The organism is Arsukibacterium ikkense, assembly GCF_000987775.1.
Classification (GTDB): Bacteria; Pseudomonadota; Gammaproteobacteria; order Enterobacterales; family Alteromonadaceae; genus Alishewanella; species Alishewanella ikkense.
Map to the genome: position 1 here is coordinate 81,621 of NZ_LAHO01000002.1, position 18,238 is coordinate 99,858.

The 18,238-nt window shown below is 48.0% G+C and carries 14 protein-coding genes; 2 read left to right on the plus strand and 12 right to left on the minus strand.

Annotation, left to right across the window (positions count from 1 at the left end):
• Positions 1–33: 33 nt before the first annotated feature.
• The 10 genes from WG68_RS02375 to galU are packed head-to-tail and all read right to left on the minus strand — an operon-like array spanning position 34 to position 11,126.
• The gene (locus WG68_RS02375) at positions 34–915 is read right to left on the minus strand and encodes an ATP-grasp fold amidoligase family protein (RefSeq protein WP_046556059.1); all 882 of its coding nucleotides are present in this window, start codon (positions 913–915) and stop codon (positions 34–36) included.
• 58 nt (positions 916–973) lie between these two features.
• Positions 974–1,888 carry a glycosyltransferase family 2 protein gene (locus WG68_RS02380; protein ID WP_046556060.1) on the minus strand — a complete coding sequence of 305 codons (915 nt, stop codon included), beginning with the start codon at positions 1,886–1,888 and terminating at the stop codon, positions 974–976.
• Positions 1,888–3,051: an endo-1,4-beta-xylanase gene (locus tag WG68_RS02385; protein WP_046556061.1), complete on the minus strand. Its 1,164-nt coding sequence runs from the start codon at positions 3,049–3,051 to the stop codon at positions 1,888–1,890. Before WG68_RS02385 ends, WG68_RS02380 begins: the two co-directional genes overlap by 1 nt.
• On the minus strand, positions 3,032–4,798 hold the full coding sequence (locus WG68_RS02390) for an asparagine synthase-related protein (protein WP_052748921.1): 1,767 nt from the start codon (positions 4,796–4,798) through the stop codon (positions 3,032–3,034). Before WG68_RS02390 ends, WG68_RS02385 begins: the two co-directional genes overlap by 20 nt.
• Positions 4,795–6,066 (minus strand): lipopolysaccharide biosynthesis protein, encoded by a 1,272-nt coding sequence (locus WG68_RS02395; RefSeq protein WP_046556062.1) that lies wholly within the window; start codon positions 6,064–6,066, stop codon positions 4,795–4,797. Before WG68_RS02395 ends, WG68_RS02390 begins: the two co-directional genes overlap by 4 nt.
• A 27-nt stretch (positions 6,067–6,093) precedes the next feature.
• Positions 6,094–7,362, minus strand: coding sequence for an O-antigen ligase family protein (locus tag WG68_RS02400; RefSeq protein WP_152663012.1), 1,269 nt, complete (start codon positions 7,360–7,362; stop codon positions 6,094–6,096).
• A 16-nt stretch (positions 7,363–7,378) separates the two neighbouring features.
• Positions 7,379–8,317, minus strand: coding sequence for a glycosyltransferase family 2 protein (locus WG68_RS02405; RefSeq protein ID WP_161796342.1), 939 nt, complete (start codon positions 8,315–8,317; stop codon positions 7,379–7,381).
• A gap of 37 nt (positions 8,318–8,354) precedes the next feature.
• Positions 8,355–9,131 (minus strand): WecB/TagA/CpsF family glycosyltransferase, encoded by a 777-nt coding sequence (locus tag WG68_RS02410; protein ID WP_046556065.1) that lies wholly within the window; start codon positions 9,129–9,131, stop codon positions 8,355–8,357.
• A complete protein-coding gene (locus WG68_RS02415) occupies positions 9,128–10,108 on the minus strand; it encodes an NAD-dependent epimerase (RefSeq protein ID WP_046556066.1) in 981 nt (326 codons plus the stop codon). Before WG68_RS02415 ends, WG68_RS02410 begins: the two co-directional genes overlap by 4 nt.
• A gap of 52 nt (positions 10,109–10,160) precedes the next feature.
• On the minus strand, positions 10,161–11,126 hold the full coding sequence (gene galU, locus WG68_RS02420) for a UTP--glucose-1-phosphate uridylyltransferase GalU (RefSeq protein WP_046556067.1): 966 nt from the start codon (positions 11,124–11,126) through the stop codon (positions 10,161–10,163).
• Between the two features lie 477 nt (positions 11,127–11,603).
• On the opposite strand from galU, the gene WG68_RS02425 reads away from it, so the two are divergent.
• Both WG68_RS02425 and WG68_RS02430 read left to right on the plus strand, forming a co-directional pair.
• Entirely contained in the window at positions 11,604–11,996 is a 393-nt protein-coding gene (locus WG68_RS02425; protein WP_046556068.1) for a hypothetical protein, read from the plus strand.
• 77 nt (positions 11,997–12,073) lie between these two features.
• On the plus strand, positions 12,074–13,411 hold the full coding sequence (locus WG68_RS02430) for an O-antigen ligase family protein (RefSeq protein WP_052748922.1): 1,338 nt from the start codon (positions 12,074–12,076) through the stop codon (positions 13,409–13,411).
• A gap of 28 nt (positions 13,412–13,439) precedes the next feature.
• Here the strand turns inward: WG68_RS02430 and WG68_RS02435 are convergent, their stop codons facing one another.
• Both WG68_RS02435 and WG68_RS02440 read right to left on the minus strand, forming a co-directional pair.
• Positions 13,440–14,279, minus strand: a complete 840-nt coding sequence (locus tag WG68_RS02435; protein ID WP_046556069.1) for a sensor histidine kinase — start codon at positions 14,277–14,279, stop codon at positions 13,440–13,442.
• On the minus strand, positions 14,276–18,238 hold the full coding sequence (locus tag WG68_RS02440) for an EAL domain-containing protein (RefSeq protein WP_046556070.1): 3,963 nt from the start codon (positions 18,236–18,238) through the stop codon (positions 14,276–14,278). The genes WG68_RS02435 and WG68_RS02440 overlap by 4 nt, the downstream gene beginning before the upstream one ends.

Consider the following 18,238-nt stretch of genomic DNA (forward strand, 5'->3'; position numbering starts at 1 on the left):
AGAACCTGTAAACTGGCACAGCTGAATACCCCCTTATTCCGATATGCTGATTTTGCGGGCTAATGCCAAATCTTTAGCTGCCGGCAAAAACTGCAGATTGGCATTTGCGGGTATAAAGGTGATTTCACCAAAGTAAATTTTCTGCTTGATAATATAAAAATCTATCCGGCTAAAGCTGAAGTCTTGCGCCAGCGCCGCGGCATAAGCCAGCAATTCGGCTAATTTTTCAGGCTTTGCCAACGCCTGGCCTGCCCCATATTCCTTGCGGTAAATATCCAGCAGATCCCACTGCACATCATAATAGGTGTGGCTTTGCGCAAAACCACTACGTTCAGAAATAACCTGGATCATTTCAGGCTGACCGTTAAAACAATACACCTTATAATCAAGTAAAGCTTTGCCCTGTTCAACATCAAGAAAGTGCTCGGCTATCACCTTATTTGTTATCGGTTGGTACTGCCGTTCGCGAGTGATACGATAAAAATCAACCTGCAGCCATTTACTGATTAAGCGGCGGATTTGCGCTTCGCTATAACGCGTTTTATCGGTCACTATCAGATTAAAGCCGGATGCACTATTTAATTTCAGTACAAAGCGCTCAGGCATAGCAGCCAGGTTAAACTGCTCGGCAGTAGCATATATGCCGATAACGGGTACCAGCACATCTGCACCTATTTTTTCCTGAACATAATGTCGTACCGCCACTTTATCTGCATAGCGGGAAAGCGACGCCATATCAGTACGCAGTTTTAACCAGTACAGCTTCTCAGAAAAGGTTCGGGGCTCTGCCAGGTTAAGCAAACGCCGGTTCTTTAAAAAAAATACCATTTTGCAAAAGGCGTCGTCACTTAAAAAACGGGTCATGGCACCAAGCACAATTTTAATATCCAGCACAAAAAGTACTTTGTTAAACATAGTTACTCTCTTAATAAATAAGGCCGCTATCAATAACGTGTGGCTAATTAAAGCGGGACTAAGGCCGCAGCCCCAGCTTGGCCAGGAAGTCAGAAAAATGGCGGTACTGATTCGCTGACAGCAATATCTGGAAAAAATACATTACCGCCGTTTTAGGCGTAAAGCCGCCATGCCATAATGATCTGAAGTAGTAGCCAAACCCCTTCCACTTTTGCCCCGTCTGGGCGTAACCTTTCGCCACTGAACGGCCCAATACGGCAAAATAGGCTTTGTTAGTCAGCAAGGGTTTAACCTTATTTAACCAGGCTAAACGTTGCTGCGGATCAATAGTGCTGGATAAACGGCTGTCGCTCCAGCAGTCCTGCCAGATAGCACCAGGCTCTTTTAGCATAACAAACCTGCCGCCATGGGCCGCTAAACGGATAGCAAAATCAATATCGTCACCATAGCCAATGTTTTCATCGTATAGTACTGAGTTAGCCAGAGCGGACGGCAGCACCAACGTAATAGTTGGTACAAAGCCCTTATAACATAGTAAATAATCTGAGATATTTTCGTGCTGCTTAATGGCGCGAGCAGGCTTTAAAAACCGCACATTGTTGCCACGCTCGACGATAACTTGCGAGTAGACACAGTTTTTCTCCGACGCCTGCAGCACTGGCAACGACTGTTCCAGATGCCGGGGTAGAAAAGTATCATCTGAATCCAGAAAAGCAATATAGCGGCCGCGTGCCGCTGTAATACCCTTATTGCGGGCCTTGGTTGCCCCACCATTTGCCTGTTTGATATAGCGGACTCTGGAGTCCTGCACAGCAGCAATCAGGTCAGCGGTGTGATCAACTGAGCCATCATCGACAATCAGTACTTCAAAATCACTAATGCTTTGCGCCAGCACCGAGTCAATGGCATTGGCTAATGAATGTGCTCTGTTATACGACGGTATAACGATGCTGAACAGAGGTTGCGCTGGCATTACTCGTCCTTGTTATTGCCCGTGAGCGGACAAACTTTCTGATATGATGAAGCCAATTTAATCAGTTCTTGGTGCACTGGTTTAGGCTTTAATTCCCGGTCAAACAGCAAAGGGTAATCGGTGCGGTCTGTTAACGGCCAGTCGTTGCGCCAGCTGCGGGCATCGCTTACCCCCCAGAAAGTGACCCGGCTGATGGCAGCGTGATGTTTTAAAAACACACAGAACAAATCAACATACCGCTGCGTGAACTGCGACATAACCTCGTCCGGCAATTGCTCAGGATAAGGGTCAAGCTGCTGCGCTCTTTTACTATCAATCTCTGCATCTTCCCCCCGCTCTTCCGGCCCTGGAAACGGCAAAACAGACACATCTAATTCACTGATCATAACCTTAACGCCTAGCTTGGCAAAACGGGCGATAGTATTATCCAGAGTCTGTAGATCGGGATAAGACAAACTATAATGGCCCTGAATACCCACAGCATGAACAGGTATGCCCTTTTTTTGCATTCGCTTAATTAATGCAACCACCGCCTCTTGTTTCTGCGGGTTAACCAAGCCGTAATCGTTGTAATACAACTCTGCCTCGGGGTCCGCCTGGTGAGCAAACGCAAAAGCGTGCTCAATATAGTCCTCACCAATAATGTCAAGCCAGGGGCTGCTACGAAATGCCCCGTCAAAATTAAAGGCTTCATTGACCACGTCCCAGCCGTTTACCTGGCCGCGATATCGCCCCACCAGGGTATAAATATGCTGTCGCATGCTGGCAAGCAGCTGCGCCCGGCTTGGCCTGGCGCCATCGGGCTGCTGAAAAAACCAGGCGGGCAAACTTCTGTGCCAAATCAGGGTATGCCCCACCACAAACTGCTTATTGGCCAGTCCTTGTGCCACAAAACGGTCAGACCAGTTAAAATCGTAGGTCCGCTGACTGGCTGCCAGATGCCTTAACTTCATATTGGTTTCCGCGGTAACCGAATTGAACTCGGCGTTAACCAACTGCATCACCTCCTTATCGAACAAACTCCCGGGAGAAATGGCGGTGCCAATATGAAATTTATCCTGATAGGCATCAGCCAACCCTTCGGCCAACGCCGGACTAACGGCCAGTGCCAGCACAGTACTGAAAGCAGCAGCACTGATAACGTTAAAGATGAGATTTTTCAATGAAATACAATACCTGAAACAGGTTAATCTTTTTAGAGCGACTGAACAGCTCAAGTGTGGGCACAGTGCTACCCTCGGTATTAATCAGCGCTTGCACATAGCCTAAACTGGCCTGCGTTTGCCGCTCCAGCTGCAACCACTGTGGCGTGCTGGCCAATGATTGCAAGTCCGTCCAGGAATCCTGATTGCCACGCACCAGACCAAGCTTTTTCGCCAGATGGCGCCAGCTCCAAATCAGCAGCTGAACCGGCATATTTTGCCACCAACTCCAATACGGCAAACGCCCGTCAGCATGCAGTATCCACTTACTCTTGCGCAAAAATGGTTTACACCCTCTGTGAAACAACCTGCGATTTAACTTCCAGTCGGCAGGAACAGCTGCGGCAATTTTGACGACTTGCTGACACATAAAAGGTTCATAGGATCTGAATAAACGTCTGTTGCAATAAAGATTCGGCAAGGCCACCCGCATAGTACTTGGCCACAACACAAACCATTCATGCGCCGACTGCGGCCGGATCTGCTGAATCCGTTGCATATGCGCCAACCTTCTGGCATCCAGTTGCTGTAACACCTTGGCGTTAAAAAAGGCATGCTTAGTGGCTGTGGTACGGCTCTCGCCCGGCACGACACGCTCAGGAATAAACGGAAATTTTCGGCTACCGCCTTTTTTATTGGCATAGGGTGCTTTTAGCAGCGAGTCTGCCAGGTAACCACCAAACACAGCCTGATATTGCGCCAGTTTGCAATCCTGATAAAAGCCCAGAGTATGAGCATGCATATACTGGTGGCCGGCTCCAATCAACTTACTGGCCGCCGGTAATATATCGAGATAGTAGCCAGCCTTGCGCAACTTCAGGTTAAAGCTTGAGCCGTAAGCAGCCGCTACCTGCTGCGCTATTTCGCCCTCACGGTTAAGGCTATCCAGAAACACAAAGGCATCGCGCCCGCCGTAATCGGCCAGTAAACCCGACAAGGCGCGGGAGTCTTCCCCGCCGCTGATAAATTGTGCGACCTTATCACTGGTTTGAACAACATGGCTGACGTAATGCCGCAAACCTGCCCGCAGGGCGGCGGCGGCGGCATCAATATCGTGATAGGGGTTATTTTCCTGCGGTTGCCAGTAAGGCCGGACATCACATTTAATGCTCTGCTGCAGCCGATAGAGCTGTTGTGCCGCCGGCGCACACTGGCGAATGGCGCTATACATAGTGTAAGGGTAAGTTATCACGTCGTTCAGCACAAAGTCGGCTACCGACACCAGATCGAACTGGGTACGTTGCCCGCTACATTGAGCCAGGATATCAACATGCGTAGATAACAGCAGCTGCTCTGGCTTATGATACTGATACACCGGAATAAACATCATTAAATCGGTTATACAACTTAGCGTCTGCTGTTGTTTATCGACAATCACAACCACAAAAGGCCCGCTAAGATCAGTATCCCACTGCAGGTCGCCGCTTAACCAACGCTGATACAGCGCCTGGCTACCTTTATCGCTGTCCGGTTCAGCTAAGAAGCCGTTGTCAGTGAAAGTCAGCACCGGCCCTCCTATGACTAATAAGATGTGCTGCTCTGTCTGCAGCGGCTTAAAGCCATGATACAAATTCGGCGTATAGGCAAGGCAGCCCCAGTTACCACTGATAAACTCCACCTCAGGCCGAGTTGAACTGTAGATACCTTGCAAGGCGGATTCGGCTACAAATTGAGCTAATGGTGCCGCTGAAAAAATAAAGTCACTCATCGCAAACCATGCTCCACCGTCACCGCTTTAGCAAAGGTGAACCCAATCAAAAACAGATTAAGCGCCACACTAACCAGAGAAAACAGCATAACGGCAATAATATCGCTGTTAAACAGCACAAAACCGACCACCAGAGCGGCGGCCCGAAGCAACACACTGATGATTTCATAGCACAAGAAAAAACCTTGCAACGATAAGGTAGCAATAGCCGCTACACTGGGCCGGTTAAGAAAACCAGCATATAACCACAGCGCCATCCAACGGGCATACTCACCAGATGCGGTCCAGTCGGCGCCAAAAACCCAGCCAAACAGCCATGGCCCGGCAATCACAATTGTCGCAAATGGTATAGCCCCTGATCCCGCCAGCGCCCATGTTGCCTGACGTAGCAACACCGCAACATTTTCACCGTTATTAGCCGCTTCGGTTATCCGTGGATAAAATACATCAGCCACGGCTTTACCCAGTAAATTTGCCGGCATCGCCAAAATGGTTTTGGCCAGCGCATAAAAGCCAGCAGCAGCCGGGCCGAAGAAACTCATTAGCATCAGCACGGGTAAACTGAGCGATATCGCATTAATAAAAACCTGCGGTGCCCGATACAACGGAAAGTCGTAATACTTTTTAGCTAACTGCCAGATCCCCGCCTGTTGCTGTTTGGCAACGGCGGGCCCCGCCAGGGTGCCTTTGGCTCCGATGAATAACAGCACTGCATGTAAGGCATGGGCAAGGGTGGCAATAATAATTAATACCGCTGCTATCGGGTTAAACCAGCCAAGGCCCACTTTGGCACTGTTGACGATAACAGACTGCAAAAACGCCACTTTGGCTGTCACCTTAAAGCGTTTGTTGCGGATTAACCATTGCTGCAAAATCTGCTGCAGGGCTGAGAACAGCATCGCCAGCGGGATCAATAACATAAAAGCATCGATAGCCGCCAACCCTAAGCTGTGCAACAACGGTTTACCGGCACACCACAACAGTAACGCAACGGCTGTCGCCAGCAACAACGCCAGTACAGCGCTGAGTCGTGCAATTTGCCTCGCTTCGCTATCTTGCCGTGGCAGGACAATAGCAATGGGATAACACAGTGCTGCAACCGGGCTTAACACCATCACAACAGCTAAAAAAGCCCCTAACACGCCAAACGCCTCTGGGCCGTATAGCCGGGTAATAAAAGGCGACGCCAGCATGGTAATAGCCTGAGCCCCGGCGGTACCGGTCACTAAGATAAAAACGTTTTTGACTAACTGCTTGTTACTGTCCAAAAGCTACCACGTCCCTTAGGATAAAGGTTATTTTGCGCCAACAACCCTGATGTAATAAATAAAATAGCAAAACAAAAAACAGAGCCAGGTACCGTTATCTGCATTTAAAAAGCCACTTTCCAGAAAATTCCTGCCCAGAAAAAAAGCAAAGGTACTGAAAATAAAAAATAAGTAAGATCGGCTTGTCGCACCAACAGCGCCTAACTTTAAAAAGGGATGCAGCATAAACGCCCAGACAGACAGCACAAAGCCGATTACGCCAAGCGCGGCGAATACATCCAGATAACCACTGTGTCCTCCGGTAAGAGTGAATACCCATTCAACCCAACCACGCGCATAGTCGGCTAACTTCATACCATCACCTACCGACCACACTGCGCCATAGCCCATACCAAGCCAGAAATTATCCACTATCGCAAAATAGAGTAACTCCCAGATTGTCGCTCTGCCGGTAAAGGCTTCCGGGCTGTTAAATATCCGGATAAAGGCTTCTACCAGCTGCTCACTTAACGCCAGCAACAACAACACAGAGATGGTTATGGTCAATGCTAAAATCTTGCTATAAAGCCGGTGTGCAGATACCTTAACGGCAAAAATACCAAGCATAATAGAGGGTACTAACAGCCCCATACTGGTTTTTGATTTTGTCATATAGATAAAAAAGATGGCGAGAAGGACAATCAGTAACCATCCATAGTTATGTGATTTAAAGTATTGCTGTAGTGCCAGGAATATACAAAACACCGTGGCCGGTCCTGCGGCATTTTTATGATAGAAAACCCCCTTCCAGTTGCCATCTATCCCCGCACCAAAAAAGTCAGTGCCGGTATGTACTGCGCCAGGCACAATAAATGCCGACATAACACTGATGATAACCAATGCCGCCAGTAAGTAGGCCAGGGTATCAACCATATCATCTAACCGAATAATACTTACCAACATAAAAACCGTAGAGGCCGTTATCAGAAACAGCAGTAATCTGCGCACCGAGATAGCTGGCTCTGCTGACCATGAAATTGACAGCACCACCCAGATACATAACAACAAAAAAGGCAGTATTTTTTTCACATCGCTAAGTTTGCCAAGTGCATAAAAGCAACAGGAAGATAAAAAGAAAACAGCGATAAACACCAGTTGGCGAATAGCATTAGTTCCACCTGTTGCCTCCAGCTCAATTTCATGCTGCGTACTGAACGGCGATAAGCCAATATAGGTAAAGGAGATAACAACAACAACCAGCATTCTGGCAAGGCTGTACAGGTTTATCCGGACTAAGCCATCTCTTAAACTAATCAACTACTCACCTTTTCGCTCAGGAGCCATGAGTTTCGGCGTACACCGCTTTTTGCGATCCTTTTAATGCACTGAGCTTGCCCAGCTGCCTGGCTATTTTTAGCCGGGCCTGCATTTTTTTATGCGGGATGCCCGCCATCAGCAGCCATAACATCGAGGACAATACTAACGCAGAGGTTAATTTGGCGGCTTCGCGCAACCAAACGCCAGCGCCCGGGCTCGTGTTACTGATAATCCGGATATCACCGGCACCAATCCGGTAAGAGCGCTCTATCGCCCACTTTTTGGTTAAACGTGACGCACCAAAAATTTCATGGGCTTTCGCTTCATGAGCAAAAGCAAAGGTTGCTCCACGGCGTTTAATCCGGGTGAAAAACTCTTTATCCCCCCCGCCCACCAGGGAGTAAAACGGGTCGAACCTTTCTTCAGGGTAAGCATCAACGATATTGCGACTTAGCAAAACATTTGTCGTACCGTCGATAAGCCCGACCGGACCAGAGTAAGTTGCATCTGATTGATAATAAATATACAACCCCTTGGCCCAATTGGGTGGCACGACTTCAAAATCCGGTGCCACACTACCACCAACCACATCTGCATTTGTTTGTTGCTGCACTTTAACCAATGAGGCCAGCCACTGCGGTTCAACCCACTCATCATCATCAACCATCGCCAGCAAGTCGGCCTGCATGTTGTCAAACGCCTCGTGCATCAGTGCATTACGCACTTGCGAGATCCCCCGTTCATTAACCGCTATAGCTTTTAGCGGCAGCGGATAACCCTCAGCCAGTATCTGTTGCACGGTAAACAAACCAACACCCTTGTCCCCCTCGTTGTCAGCAACTAACACCTCAAACCGGCAATCGATAACTTGCCGACTAATAGAGTGCAGTAAACGCGCCACGCCCTGCGGCCGTTTAAAAGTGGGTATACCGATGACAACTTTAAGTTGTTTCATATTCTCTGTTGTTTCCAATTGCGCTTGAGTCAAAATATTAACCTTGCTTTGCCAACCCATGCTTAAGCACACAATAAATAGCGTGCGGATTAGTCAGCAGGTAACGCACAAACAACTTACGCGGATCCTTCGCCATCCGGAACAACCACTCTAACCCCGCATTTTGCATCCACATCGGTGCCCGCGGGTATTCACCGGTAATATAATTGTAACAACCGCCACAACTAATAATCACCGGCACGGTTAAACGGGACTTGTTACGAATACAGAAGAGCTGTTCTTTCGGCTTACCCAGCCCCACCCACAGCACATCGGGTTTTGCCGCATTAATAGCGTCACAAATCGCCGCTTCTTCGGCATCGCCAAAATAACCATGCTGATGGCCTACCACCTGAAAATTGGCATAGGTTTGGCCAAGAATATCGGCCGCTTTGCTAACCGAAGCCGCTTTGCCGCCCAGCAAAAAGTGCTTTAACGTGCCCGGGTAAAAGTTTGGAATATCGTGGATCATATCTGTGGTGGCGGTGCGTTCCGGCACCGCCCTGGCGTGCTTAAACCAACGGGAAAAACTCACCACACTCTGGCCATCGGCGTGCACTAAATCAGCCTGGTCCATTTGTTCACGCGCTTGTTTATCAGCATTGTAAATGGAAATAGCATGGCCGTTATTACTAAAAATAACAAAGGGCGCTGCCTGGTGACGTTGCGCATACCCTTCGCAAATGTTACCAACCAAGGCAGCGAGCTCTTTTCTGCCGACGCAGGCAGTGCGGATCCCGCCAACATTTACCGTGTCAAAATCTGGCGTTATCATGCCACTTTCGCTCCCACATAACCCTGATACCAGGTGGTAAACTGCCTCATGCCGTCAGCCAGCGAGGTTTGGGGCGCAAAACCGGTAATATCGTGCAGACGGCTGACATCGGCATAAGTCTGGTAAACGTCGCCGTCCTGCATCGGCAGGTAGTGCTTCTGTGCAACTTTGCCCAGCGCCTGCTCAATGGTGCTGATAAAGCTTTCCAGTTTAACCGGTTGATTATTACCGATGTTATACAACTTATAGGGCACACCTTGTACTGCATCTGGCAATACGTCCTGCACCCGCAGGATCCCCTCAACAATATCACTGATAAATGTAAAGTCGCGCATTAAGTTGCCGTTATTAAACACGTTAATCGCTTTATTCTGACTTATTGCTTCGGTAAATAACCAGGGTGCCATATCAGGCCGCCCCCAGGGGCCATATACCGTAAAAAACCGCAAACCGGTGGTGGGCAACTGATATAAATGGCTATAAGTATGCGCCATTAGCTCATTCGATTTTTTAGTGGCTGCATATAGCGAGACAGGGGTGTCTACCGGATCAGTTTCGCTAAAAGGCACCTTCAGCTGATTACCATACACCGAGCTTGAACTGGCATATACCAGATGCGCTACCTTATTGTGGCGGCAGCCTTCTAAAATGGTCATCATGCCAACTAAGTTTGAGTCGACATACGCCATCGGATTTTCAATGCTGTAACGCACACCAGCCTGTGCTGCCAAATGGATAACCCGGCTGAATTGCTCGTTTGCAAACAGCGTTGCCACGCTTTGTCTGTCTGCCAGGTCCAACCTCACGAAACTGAAATTGCTGTAGGCCGCTAACCGCTGCAACCGTGCCAATTTCAATCTTGGATCATAATAGTGGTTCAAATTATCGATACCAACCACCTTATGGCCCTGCCGCAACAGCGCTTCTGCGGTATGCATACCAATAAAACCAGCGGCGCCGGTGACTAAATATTTCATCTGCTTAACAACCTTTCTCTTGCACTCATTCCCATCCCAGACCATAGCGCAACTATGACTGCGCAAAAGCCAGCCCAAGCTCTACCCTTTTTTGTGACTCGCCAATAAATTTTTGCAGATTGGCCTGTAAAGGTGCACCCAGCGTTGGATGACGCAAGCCGTATTCCATGTTGGCCGTTAACAACCCCAGCTTGGTACCACAGTCATGGCTTTTGCCAACAATCCGATAGGCTTCTAGCTGCTCTATCAGTCGCAGCTGGTGCAGTGCATCCGTCAGTTGAATTTCATCACCGGCACCTGGCGGGGTAAACTCCAGCAAATCCCAGCATGCCGCTGACAGCACATAGCGCCCGGTAATGGCGTAGTTGCTGGGCGCATCGTCCTCAGCCGGCTTTTCCACCATGTCATAAATTTTCGCCGTACAACCCGCACCTAAATCGGAGCCTTGTAAATCGACGATGCCATATTGGTGTACCCGGTCCTGCGGTACAGGCTCAACCATGATCTGGCTGGCGTGTTTAGCACTAAAACGCGCGATCATCGCAGCCAGGTTGTCTTTGTTCAGATTGCAATGGTACTGATCAACGAGCACATCCGGCAGCAATACAGCAAAGGGGTTGTTACCAACCACCGGCCGGGCGCATAAAATAGCATGCCCCAGCCCCAGCGCGACTGGTTGCCGGACCGAAATAATAGTGACGTTTTTCGGAACAATCGCTCGTACTTCTGCCAGCAATTGCCGCTTAACCCGCTTTTCCAGCGTAGCTTCAAGTTCAAAGCTGGTATCAAAATGGTTTTCTATACTGTTCTTTGACGAGTGTGTTACCAGTACAATCTCAGTAATGCCAGCCGCCACCGCTTCCTGCACCACATACTGAATTAAAGGCCGATCTACCACTGGCAACATCTCTTTTGCCATCGCCTTGGTAGCAGGCAACATGCGCGTACCCAGGCCAGCGACAGGTATCACCGCCTTGATCACGCCAGAGGATCTCACAGCAGATATAAATGAAGACATAGCACCCCCTATCGGCTTGACATATATTTAACACCAAAGAAACAACTTTACATCAAAAAGACAGATACACAAAGGCATTAAAACATTAGATTTCATTAAACCTATGATTTAAGTAGAATTAATTAATGTAATACTTACGAATATAACTATAGCCATTCATCCCTTTCCACCTGGCATTGCTGCATTTTTGTAACCTTAAAAATCCCAATTTAACGGATTTTTATGACGGTAAAATGGCAAAACGGGCTTAAACAGCAGATTAATTAACACTTAATAAACAATAAATTCAGCTTGCAAGAGGTGCTACTCCCAAACCAGCCAAAGCACAAGCAAATTCATTGCATTGTTTTTAATGGGTATTTTTCGCCAAAAAAAGTATTAAAAATAAAATTAACATAATAATCTATATTTACTGATGTAAAAACAGACAACACCAACTATACTGGTAAACAAGTTTTTAACCAAAAGGAGATGCCCATGATGCTTCGTAACGCTCTGCTAGCAAGTACCGCTTGTACCATAATGATGTTTTCAGGTGTGGTATTAGCTCAGGATAATATGCACGCCAACGCTGATTTTGCTGCTCAGCTTACTGCAACACCACAAAACGCCCAGCAACTGATTGCTGAACAGGTAACTGCCGCTCAAGGGGATCAGGCGGCACTTGATGCTGTTTTGACGTCGGCCGTTAATGCCGGTATTGATGCCAGCACTGTTGCTCAGATAGCTGCAGATAGCAAAACAGCCTTACCTACCGCAGCAACTGTACGTCGTAACAATGCAGTTACACCTGCAAATCTGCCGACACCGGGTGGCCCGGGCTTTGGCGGCGGCGGTGGTGGTGGCGGAAATACCATTTCTGGCAACTAAGCAAGATCGCAAAAAGGGCCAACGGCCCTTTTTATTTTCTAATCCCTTAGCTCACAATGCAGCGTCAGCAGTGAACAATGACAATGGCTACACACACCGCTTTTAATCGCTTTATTCCATTGTTATTAGGCCTAATTCTGATTTGGGCCCCTATCCCGCTAGGCTCTAATCGTATCTGGGCCTGGTCGGTATTACACAGCCTGATTGCACTGACGGTTATGCTGCATTGCATACATGCCTTTAAAGCTGCCTTACCTTTGTTGCGTGCGAGCTGGATGAAGCTATTTTTAGCAATACCCGCTTTAGCCTCCGGCTACATGCTGCTGCAAGGGCTGCAGCTTATTCCTGGTATTCAGTCTGCCGATCCATACCAAAGCCTGATGCTGGCGCAGCGCAGTCTGTTTTTGCTGCTGTTTATCTGGCTGCTATGTCAATATATCAGCACCGTCGCGCAGATGCAGACGCTGGTATTGGCGCTGGTGATAAGTGGTTGTTTGCAGGCGACGTATGGCAGCATGATTAATCTGGCAGGCCTTGAGTTATCACCGGTATTTGCGGTGGCGGAAGCTGAACGCGCGCGCGGTAGTTTTGGCTACCAGAACCATTTCGCCAATTACCTGGCGCTATGCCTTAGCCTGGCGATTGGCTGGATTGTCAGTGAGCTGGCGACAGATAAACAGCCAGGAAATACTAGGGCCAGGCTACGTGCGGCTTTAGCCACCATGCTAAGCACCAAGCTGATCTTACGCCTGGCGGTAATTGTTATGATAATAGGCTTGATTTTAAGCCGTTCACGCATGGGCAACAGCGCTTTTTTTATTGCGCTGGCAGTGACGGCGTTGCTGGCGATTTTTTATTATAAAAATCCACCGCGCCTGCTTAAGCCACTGGTGATCAGTATTTTTGTGCTGGATTTAGTGATTGTTGGTGCCATGTTCGGGGTAGAGAAAGTGCAGCAGCGCCTGCTGGAAACCAGTTTTAGCAGCGAAAGCCGCGATGAAGTTGTACGGGATAGTTTACCTTTACTGCAACAGCACTGGTTAACCGGCACTGGCGCAGGCAGTTTTTACACGGTATTCCCCGCACATCAGCGAAGTCTTTATACCGGTTTTTATGATCACGCTCACAACGATTATCTGCAATTTGCCATAGAGCTTGGCATACCGATGACGCTGTTGCTCGGTGCCTGGCAACTTTATGCGTTGTGGCTGTGTTTGCAAACCATGCGCAGACGCAATACCCGGTTTTATAAAGGCATTGCCTTTGGTAGCATGATGGCAAACCTGCATATGTTACTGCACAATACGGTAGACTTTAACTTACAAGCCCCGGCCAATGCCCTGCTGTTTGTCACGATTTTAGCACTTAGCCATCTGGCCTATTATAATAGCGCCGAACAGCAGCTGGCCCGTTAACTGCTGAGGCTTGCAGCATTACTGCTGTTTATTCCGGCAACTGCCGTGGAATTTTCACCGTAAAACAGCTACCGCTGCCTGGCGTACTGCTGACATCAATGACGCCATGGTGTTTCTCGATGATACTACGAGACAACGATAAACCTAAACCGGTACCCTGCCCTTTAGGCTTGGTGGTATAAAACGGTTCAAATATCCTGGCCAGTTCAGCACTGTTCATGCCCTTACCATTATCAGTTACCTGAAACCACACCCACCTGTCATCAAAGCCGGTGCCTATCCGGATAATACCATGTTGTTCAATAGCCTGCGCCGCATTTAGCAACAGGTTAAGCACTACCTGATTAAGTTGTGAAGGAATACAGTATAGTTTTGGCAGCTCGGTAAAGTCTTTCACCACCTCAGCTTTATACTTCAGCTCATTACTGACCAGATTAAGGGTAGATTGGATACCCTGGTGTAAATCAGCCTCAACAAATTCAGTTTCTTCAATATGGGAGAAATCCTTTAAATCACGGATAATTTCCACCACCCGATCAAGCCCCTGTTCGGACTCCTGCACCAGTTTAGGCAAATCGGCACACACATAATCAAAATCAAAGTGCGCCCACAAGGCGCTACGCGATTCCTCTGTCACTTGCTGGCCAAGTAATTTCACCAGGTGTATTAAATTGCTGGAATATTCAGCCAGCATTTTCATGTTAGAAGATACATAACCAATAGGGTTATTTATTTCATGCGCTACACCGGCGGCAAGTTGCCCCAGTGACGCCAGCTTTTCAGATTGTAATAGCTGCTCTTTTAACACCTGCAGCTGAGCTTGCAGCTCAGTAACTTGCGCTATATCAGGCTCTGCTGATGGCTTCATAAGTTCTCCGCTTTCGCATTTACCTGCTGCTGATGTTGCAAAAAGGCCTTTTTTATTTCCCGACGCAGCTCGTCATCCTGCCACGGCTTAGTCATAAATTTATAAATAGCGCCCTTATTTATCGCTTCGGTAACCGATTTCAAATCGGTGTAACCCGACAACACCATCCGGATCGTATCAGGATACATGTCTTTTACCTGGCTAAGAAATTCAGTACCACTCATTCCTGGCATGCGTTGATCAGAGACAATGACCTGCACCTGATGCAAGGCGAGAATTTCAAAGGCCTGCATCGCACTGGTACAACTGAGGATCTGATAGCCTTCACGGCGCAACACCCGGGATAACGCACTTAAAATATTATCTTCATCATCTACCAGCAAAATAATTTTGCTGCCACTTACCTGCTCAGGGCGGATAAGCCGGTTCTGTTGATAATTCTGCAGATACTGCTCTAGTTTCGCTGCCGGCATTGGTTTAGCAAAATAAAACCCCTGAAATTCGTCACATAGGCTTTTGCGTAATAAAGCGGCCTGCGCTTCGTTCTCCACCCCCTCTGCAATTACTTTAATATCCAGGTGGTGGGCCAGGCTAATAATAGCTTTGCTGATCGCCGCATCACGTTTATCAGACACAATATCCCGGATAAAGCTGCGGTCAATTTTCAGTTTATCTATCGGTAAACGTTTTAAGTAACTTAAGCTGGAATAGCCGGTACCAAAATCATCGATTGATATTTTTACGCCCAGTGCTCGCAATTGTTGCAGCTTCAGAATCACCTGTTCGGTATTGTCAAATAACAGTGATTCAGTTAACTCTATCTCAAACCAGCGGGGGTCTAAGTCATTTGCCACTATAGTGTTTTGTAAATGCTCAACAAAATTAGCGCGGCCAAACTGGATTGACGACACATTTACCGCCATCACCACGCAGGCAATGCCCCGCTCGATCAGTGACTGATTATACTGACTGGCGGTGCTCAGCACCCAGTTACTCAGCGGTACTATCTCGCCGGTCGATTCTGCCAGCGGAATAAACTCTTCAGGACTGATAAAACCTAATTCCGGGTGTAACCAGCGTAACAGCGCTTCCACCCCAACCACATCGCCACTAATTGCATCAATCTGCGGCTGGTAGTACAACTCAAACTCTTCGTTGGCAATCGCCTTTTTAAGCTGAACCCTTAAGTTCAGTTGCTTACCTGAAGACAATTCCAATTCGCTGCTGTACCACTGAAAATTATTGCGCCCCAACTGCTTAGCCCGATACATCGCCAAATCAGCCTGCTGTACCAAGTGCATCGGCTCTGTCAACTCATTATCAGATACACTCACACCAATACTGGCGGTGATATGCAACTCCTGGCCACTAATTAGCATTGGCTTAGCTACCTCAGCCAGGATCCGCTCTGTCACTGCTGGGATTTCATCTACGGAACGCAGATCAGTTAACATAAGTACAAACTCATCTCCCCCCACTCTGGCCAGGGTATCGCCCGGTCTGATACAAGAGCCAATTCGCTGGCAGCTCAATTTTAATACTTCATCACCACTTAAATGGCCAAGGCTGTCGTTAATAATTTTAAAGCCATCCAAATCAATAAATAATATCGCGACTTTCTGTTGATTTCGTTGGCTGATCTGATAACTCTGGGTCAGTCTATCCTCTAATAACGCGCGGTTTGGCAAGCCCGTCAATAAATCATGTGAAGCATTATAAGCCAGCTCTTGTTCATAGCGCTTCTGGCCAGTCATGTCGGTTTGAATTCCAATATAGTGACTGATCTGGCCGCTATCATCCGGTACCGGCGCTAAAAACAGCTGATTCCAAAATAAGCTTTTATCCTTACGATAATTTTTAAGTATCACACTGCATTCCAACCGATTGGCTATAGCATGCCGCATTTGATTGACCGCGACATAATCGGGTTCAGCACCTTGTAACACCCGACAATTCTGGCCAATGATTTCAGCTGCACTGTAGCCGGTTAATTTCTCAAAGGCAGCGTTAACATAACTCACTGGCTGATCAGGTTTTGTCAAATCGGCAATAATGACACCATTTGAGGTGGCATCAACCGCCCGTTTAAACAACCGTAACTCCTGTTCAGCCTTAACGATGTCGTTAAAGTTCCGGGCTATCAAATACATTAAACCCTGGCTGGGCACATAATTACCGTTCCACATTAAATGCACTACCTGGCCATCCTTGCGAATGTAGCGGTTTCTGAAGCCTCTCGCTAATTTACCCACATCTACTATTTGAGACGCTTCTTTTTCACTAATGGCTTTGTCGTCGGGATGAACAAAATCAATATATGCCTTGCCAACCAACTCATCTGCCCGGTAACCAAGGATGTGTTGACAAGAGGCACTAATTTCGACAAAACGGCCTTTACTATCAAATACGCAAATCATATCGGCAGAGTTATTCATGATTTGTTGCTGTTGTAACTGCAAACGCTGCAATTCACTGATGTTATGCCGCAACTTGTCGTTCGTTGCCAGTAAGCGGATACGGTGGCGCTGGCTTTGTTGATAAAGTACCTGACTTAACATCGCCAGCACAGTTGCCAGCCAACCGGCTAACAGGCTCACCTCGGCAGTAGCTAATGTGCCCCGAGACTGCGTTTGCAAATTAGTAAATACTTTAAGTCGCCAGTGTAGCTCAGCCATTAAACTAAGCTGATAGGTACCGGCTTTGCTGGTAAAGGGCTCACTTATTACTGAATCATACAAAATCCGTTGCTGCTCAGGGTGCTCGACCCGCACAAAGTAACCGACAGGTGCGACATTGAACAACAGCTCTGCCAGCGCATCAGCAGTATCGACACTGGCGACCAGTTGACTAACTCCCGCCTGATTAGCTGCCGGCAGGCCTACGATAATAAACGCATGATCAATGCTGCTGTCATAGTACAGGCTTAACTTTGGTTGCTGACTCAGTGTCTGCGGCACACCGAACTTAACCGCTTGCAGTTGCAAATACTGATTAAACCAGGTCAATTTTGTCTGGTTTTGCGCTTTAGCATGTAACACTACACCATCCTGACCTACTACCGCTAAATAGTCGATGTAAGGGTAATCCCGAAAATAACTATTAAACTCAACATCAAAGTAGTTACTGGAAAGTACCGTATCTGCCGCCGTTATCCGCTCAGCTAACCGATACATTAAACCTTGTTGCTCACTGATTGCCTGAGCAATACTGTGCTGTAATCTGTCGGCCAGGCCATGAGCGGTCTGGCGCACTTCAGCTTGCAGTTGAGAGGCAAAGTTAAACCATAATAAAACAGAGCCCAAAGCGATAAAGCCTACCAGCCACCAACCATGAGTTGGCATATGCTGAGTAGTGGTTCGTCGCTTAATATGGGTAAGGCAGATGCTGGCGATTGCCAGCATAATGAGGTACAGCGCCATATAGGCAGAGGCGGCAAGGCTTGAGCTGTAAAACGCTTCGGCGATAAACGGGAATTGGGCCAGCAATACCATTAAGCACAAGCCGATCACCCCCAGGTTAGCCCACAACCTGAGCCAGAGAACTACCCTCTGGCCTGATAACGGTTTGGCCTTAAGCCAGCCAAGCCAGGGCACACAAAACAGCAATAAGGCAATGCTCTGCCATTTGGGCAGCCGGTTCTGGCCACTTAACCAGCTTAATTCATCGGTAACGGCTGCTGGCAAATGCCAGATTAAGCCGGCGATGGCAAGCAATAATATGACTACCAAGCCAATAAGCAGCAGATAGCGTCGGTCTGTTATGGCCGCAACAAGCAGCAGAACAGCCGCCAGCAGCGCCAGCGCACTGTCTGGCAGCATGATAAAGCGATAAGTTGCGCTATCGTTAAATAGCACCGTATTCAGCAGCACCAGCAGCGCAGCAAACATCACAATAGCCAAGCTGCTGTAACACAGGCTAAGTGAAAATAAGGTGTTGAGCCGGAACCGATTGCTTGTCAT

What these genes read in the sequence shown, in the direction of transcription:
- WG68_RS02415 (WP_046556066.1), bottom strand. Translation starts at nt 10,108, where the DNA reads ATGAAATATTTAGTCACCGGCGCCGCTGGTTTTATTGGTATGCATACC.
- WG68_RS02430 (WP_052748922.1), top strand. Translation starts at nt 12,074, where the DNA reads ATGACAATGGCTACACACACCGCTTTTAATCGCTTTATTCCATTGTTA.
- WG68_RS02425 (WP_046556068.1), top strand. Translation starts at nt 11,604, where the DNA reads ATGATGCTTCGTAACGCTCTGCTAGCAAGTACCGCTTGTACCATAATG.
- galU (WP_046556067.1), bottom strand. Translation starts at nt 11,126, where the DNA reads ATGTCTTCATTTATATCTGCTGTGAGATCCTCTGGCGTGATCAAGGCG.
- WG68_RS02405 (WP_161796342.1), bottom strand. Translation starts at nt 8,317, where the DNA reads ATGAAACAACTTAAAGTTGTCATCGGTATACCCACTTTTAAACGGCCG.
- WG68_RS02410 (WP_046556065.1), bottom strand. Translation starts at nt 9,131, where the DNA reads ATGATAACGCCAGATTTTGACACGGTAAATGTTGGCGGGATCCGCACT.
- WG68_RS02435 (WP_046556069.1), bottom strand. Translation starts at nt 14,279, where the DNA reads ATGAAGCCATCAGCAGAGCCTGATATAGCGCAAGTTACTGAGCTGCAA.
- WG68_RS02380 (WP_046556060.1), bottom strand. Translation starts at nt 1,888, where the DNA reads ATGCCAGCGCAACCTCTGTTCAGCATCGTTATACCGTCGTATAACAGA.
- WG68_RS02390 (WP_052748921.1), bottom strand. Translation starts at nt 4,798, where the DNA reads ATGAGTGACTTTATTTTTTCAGCGGCACCATTAGCTCAATTTGTAGCC.
- WG68_RS02440 (WP_046556070.1), bottom strand. Translation starts at nt 18,238, where the DNA reads ATGACAAGCAATCGGTTCCGGCTCAACACCTTATTTTCACTTAGCCTG.
- WG68_RS02375 (WP_046556059.1), bottom strand. Translation starts at nt 915, where the DNA reads ATGTTTAACAAAGTACTTTTTGTGCTGGATATTAAAATTGTGCTTGGT.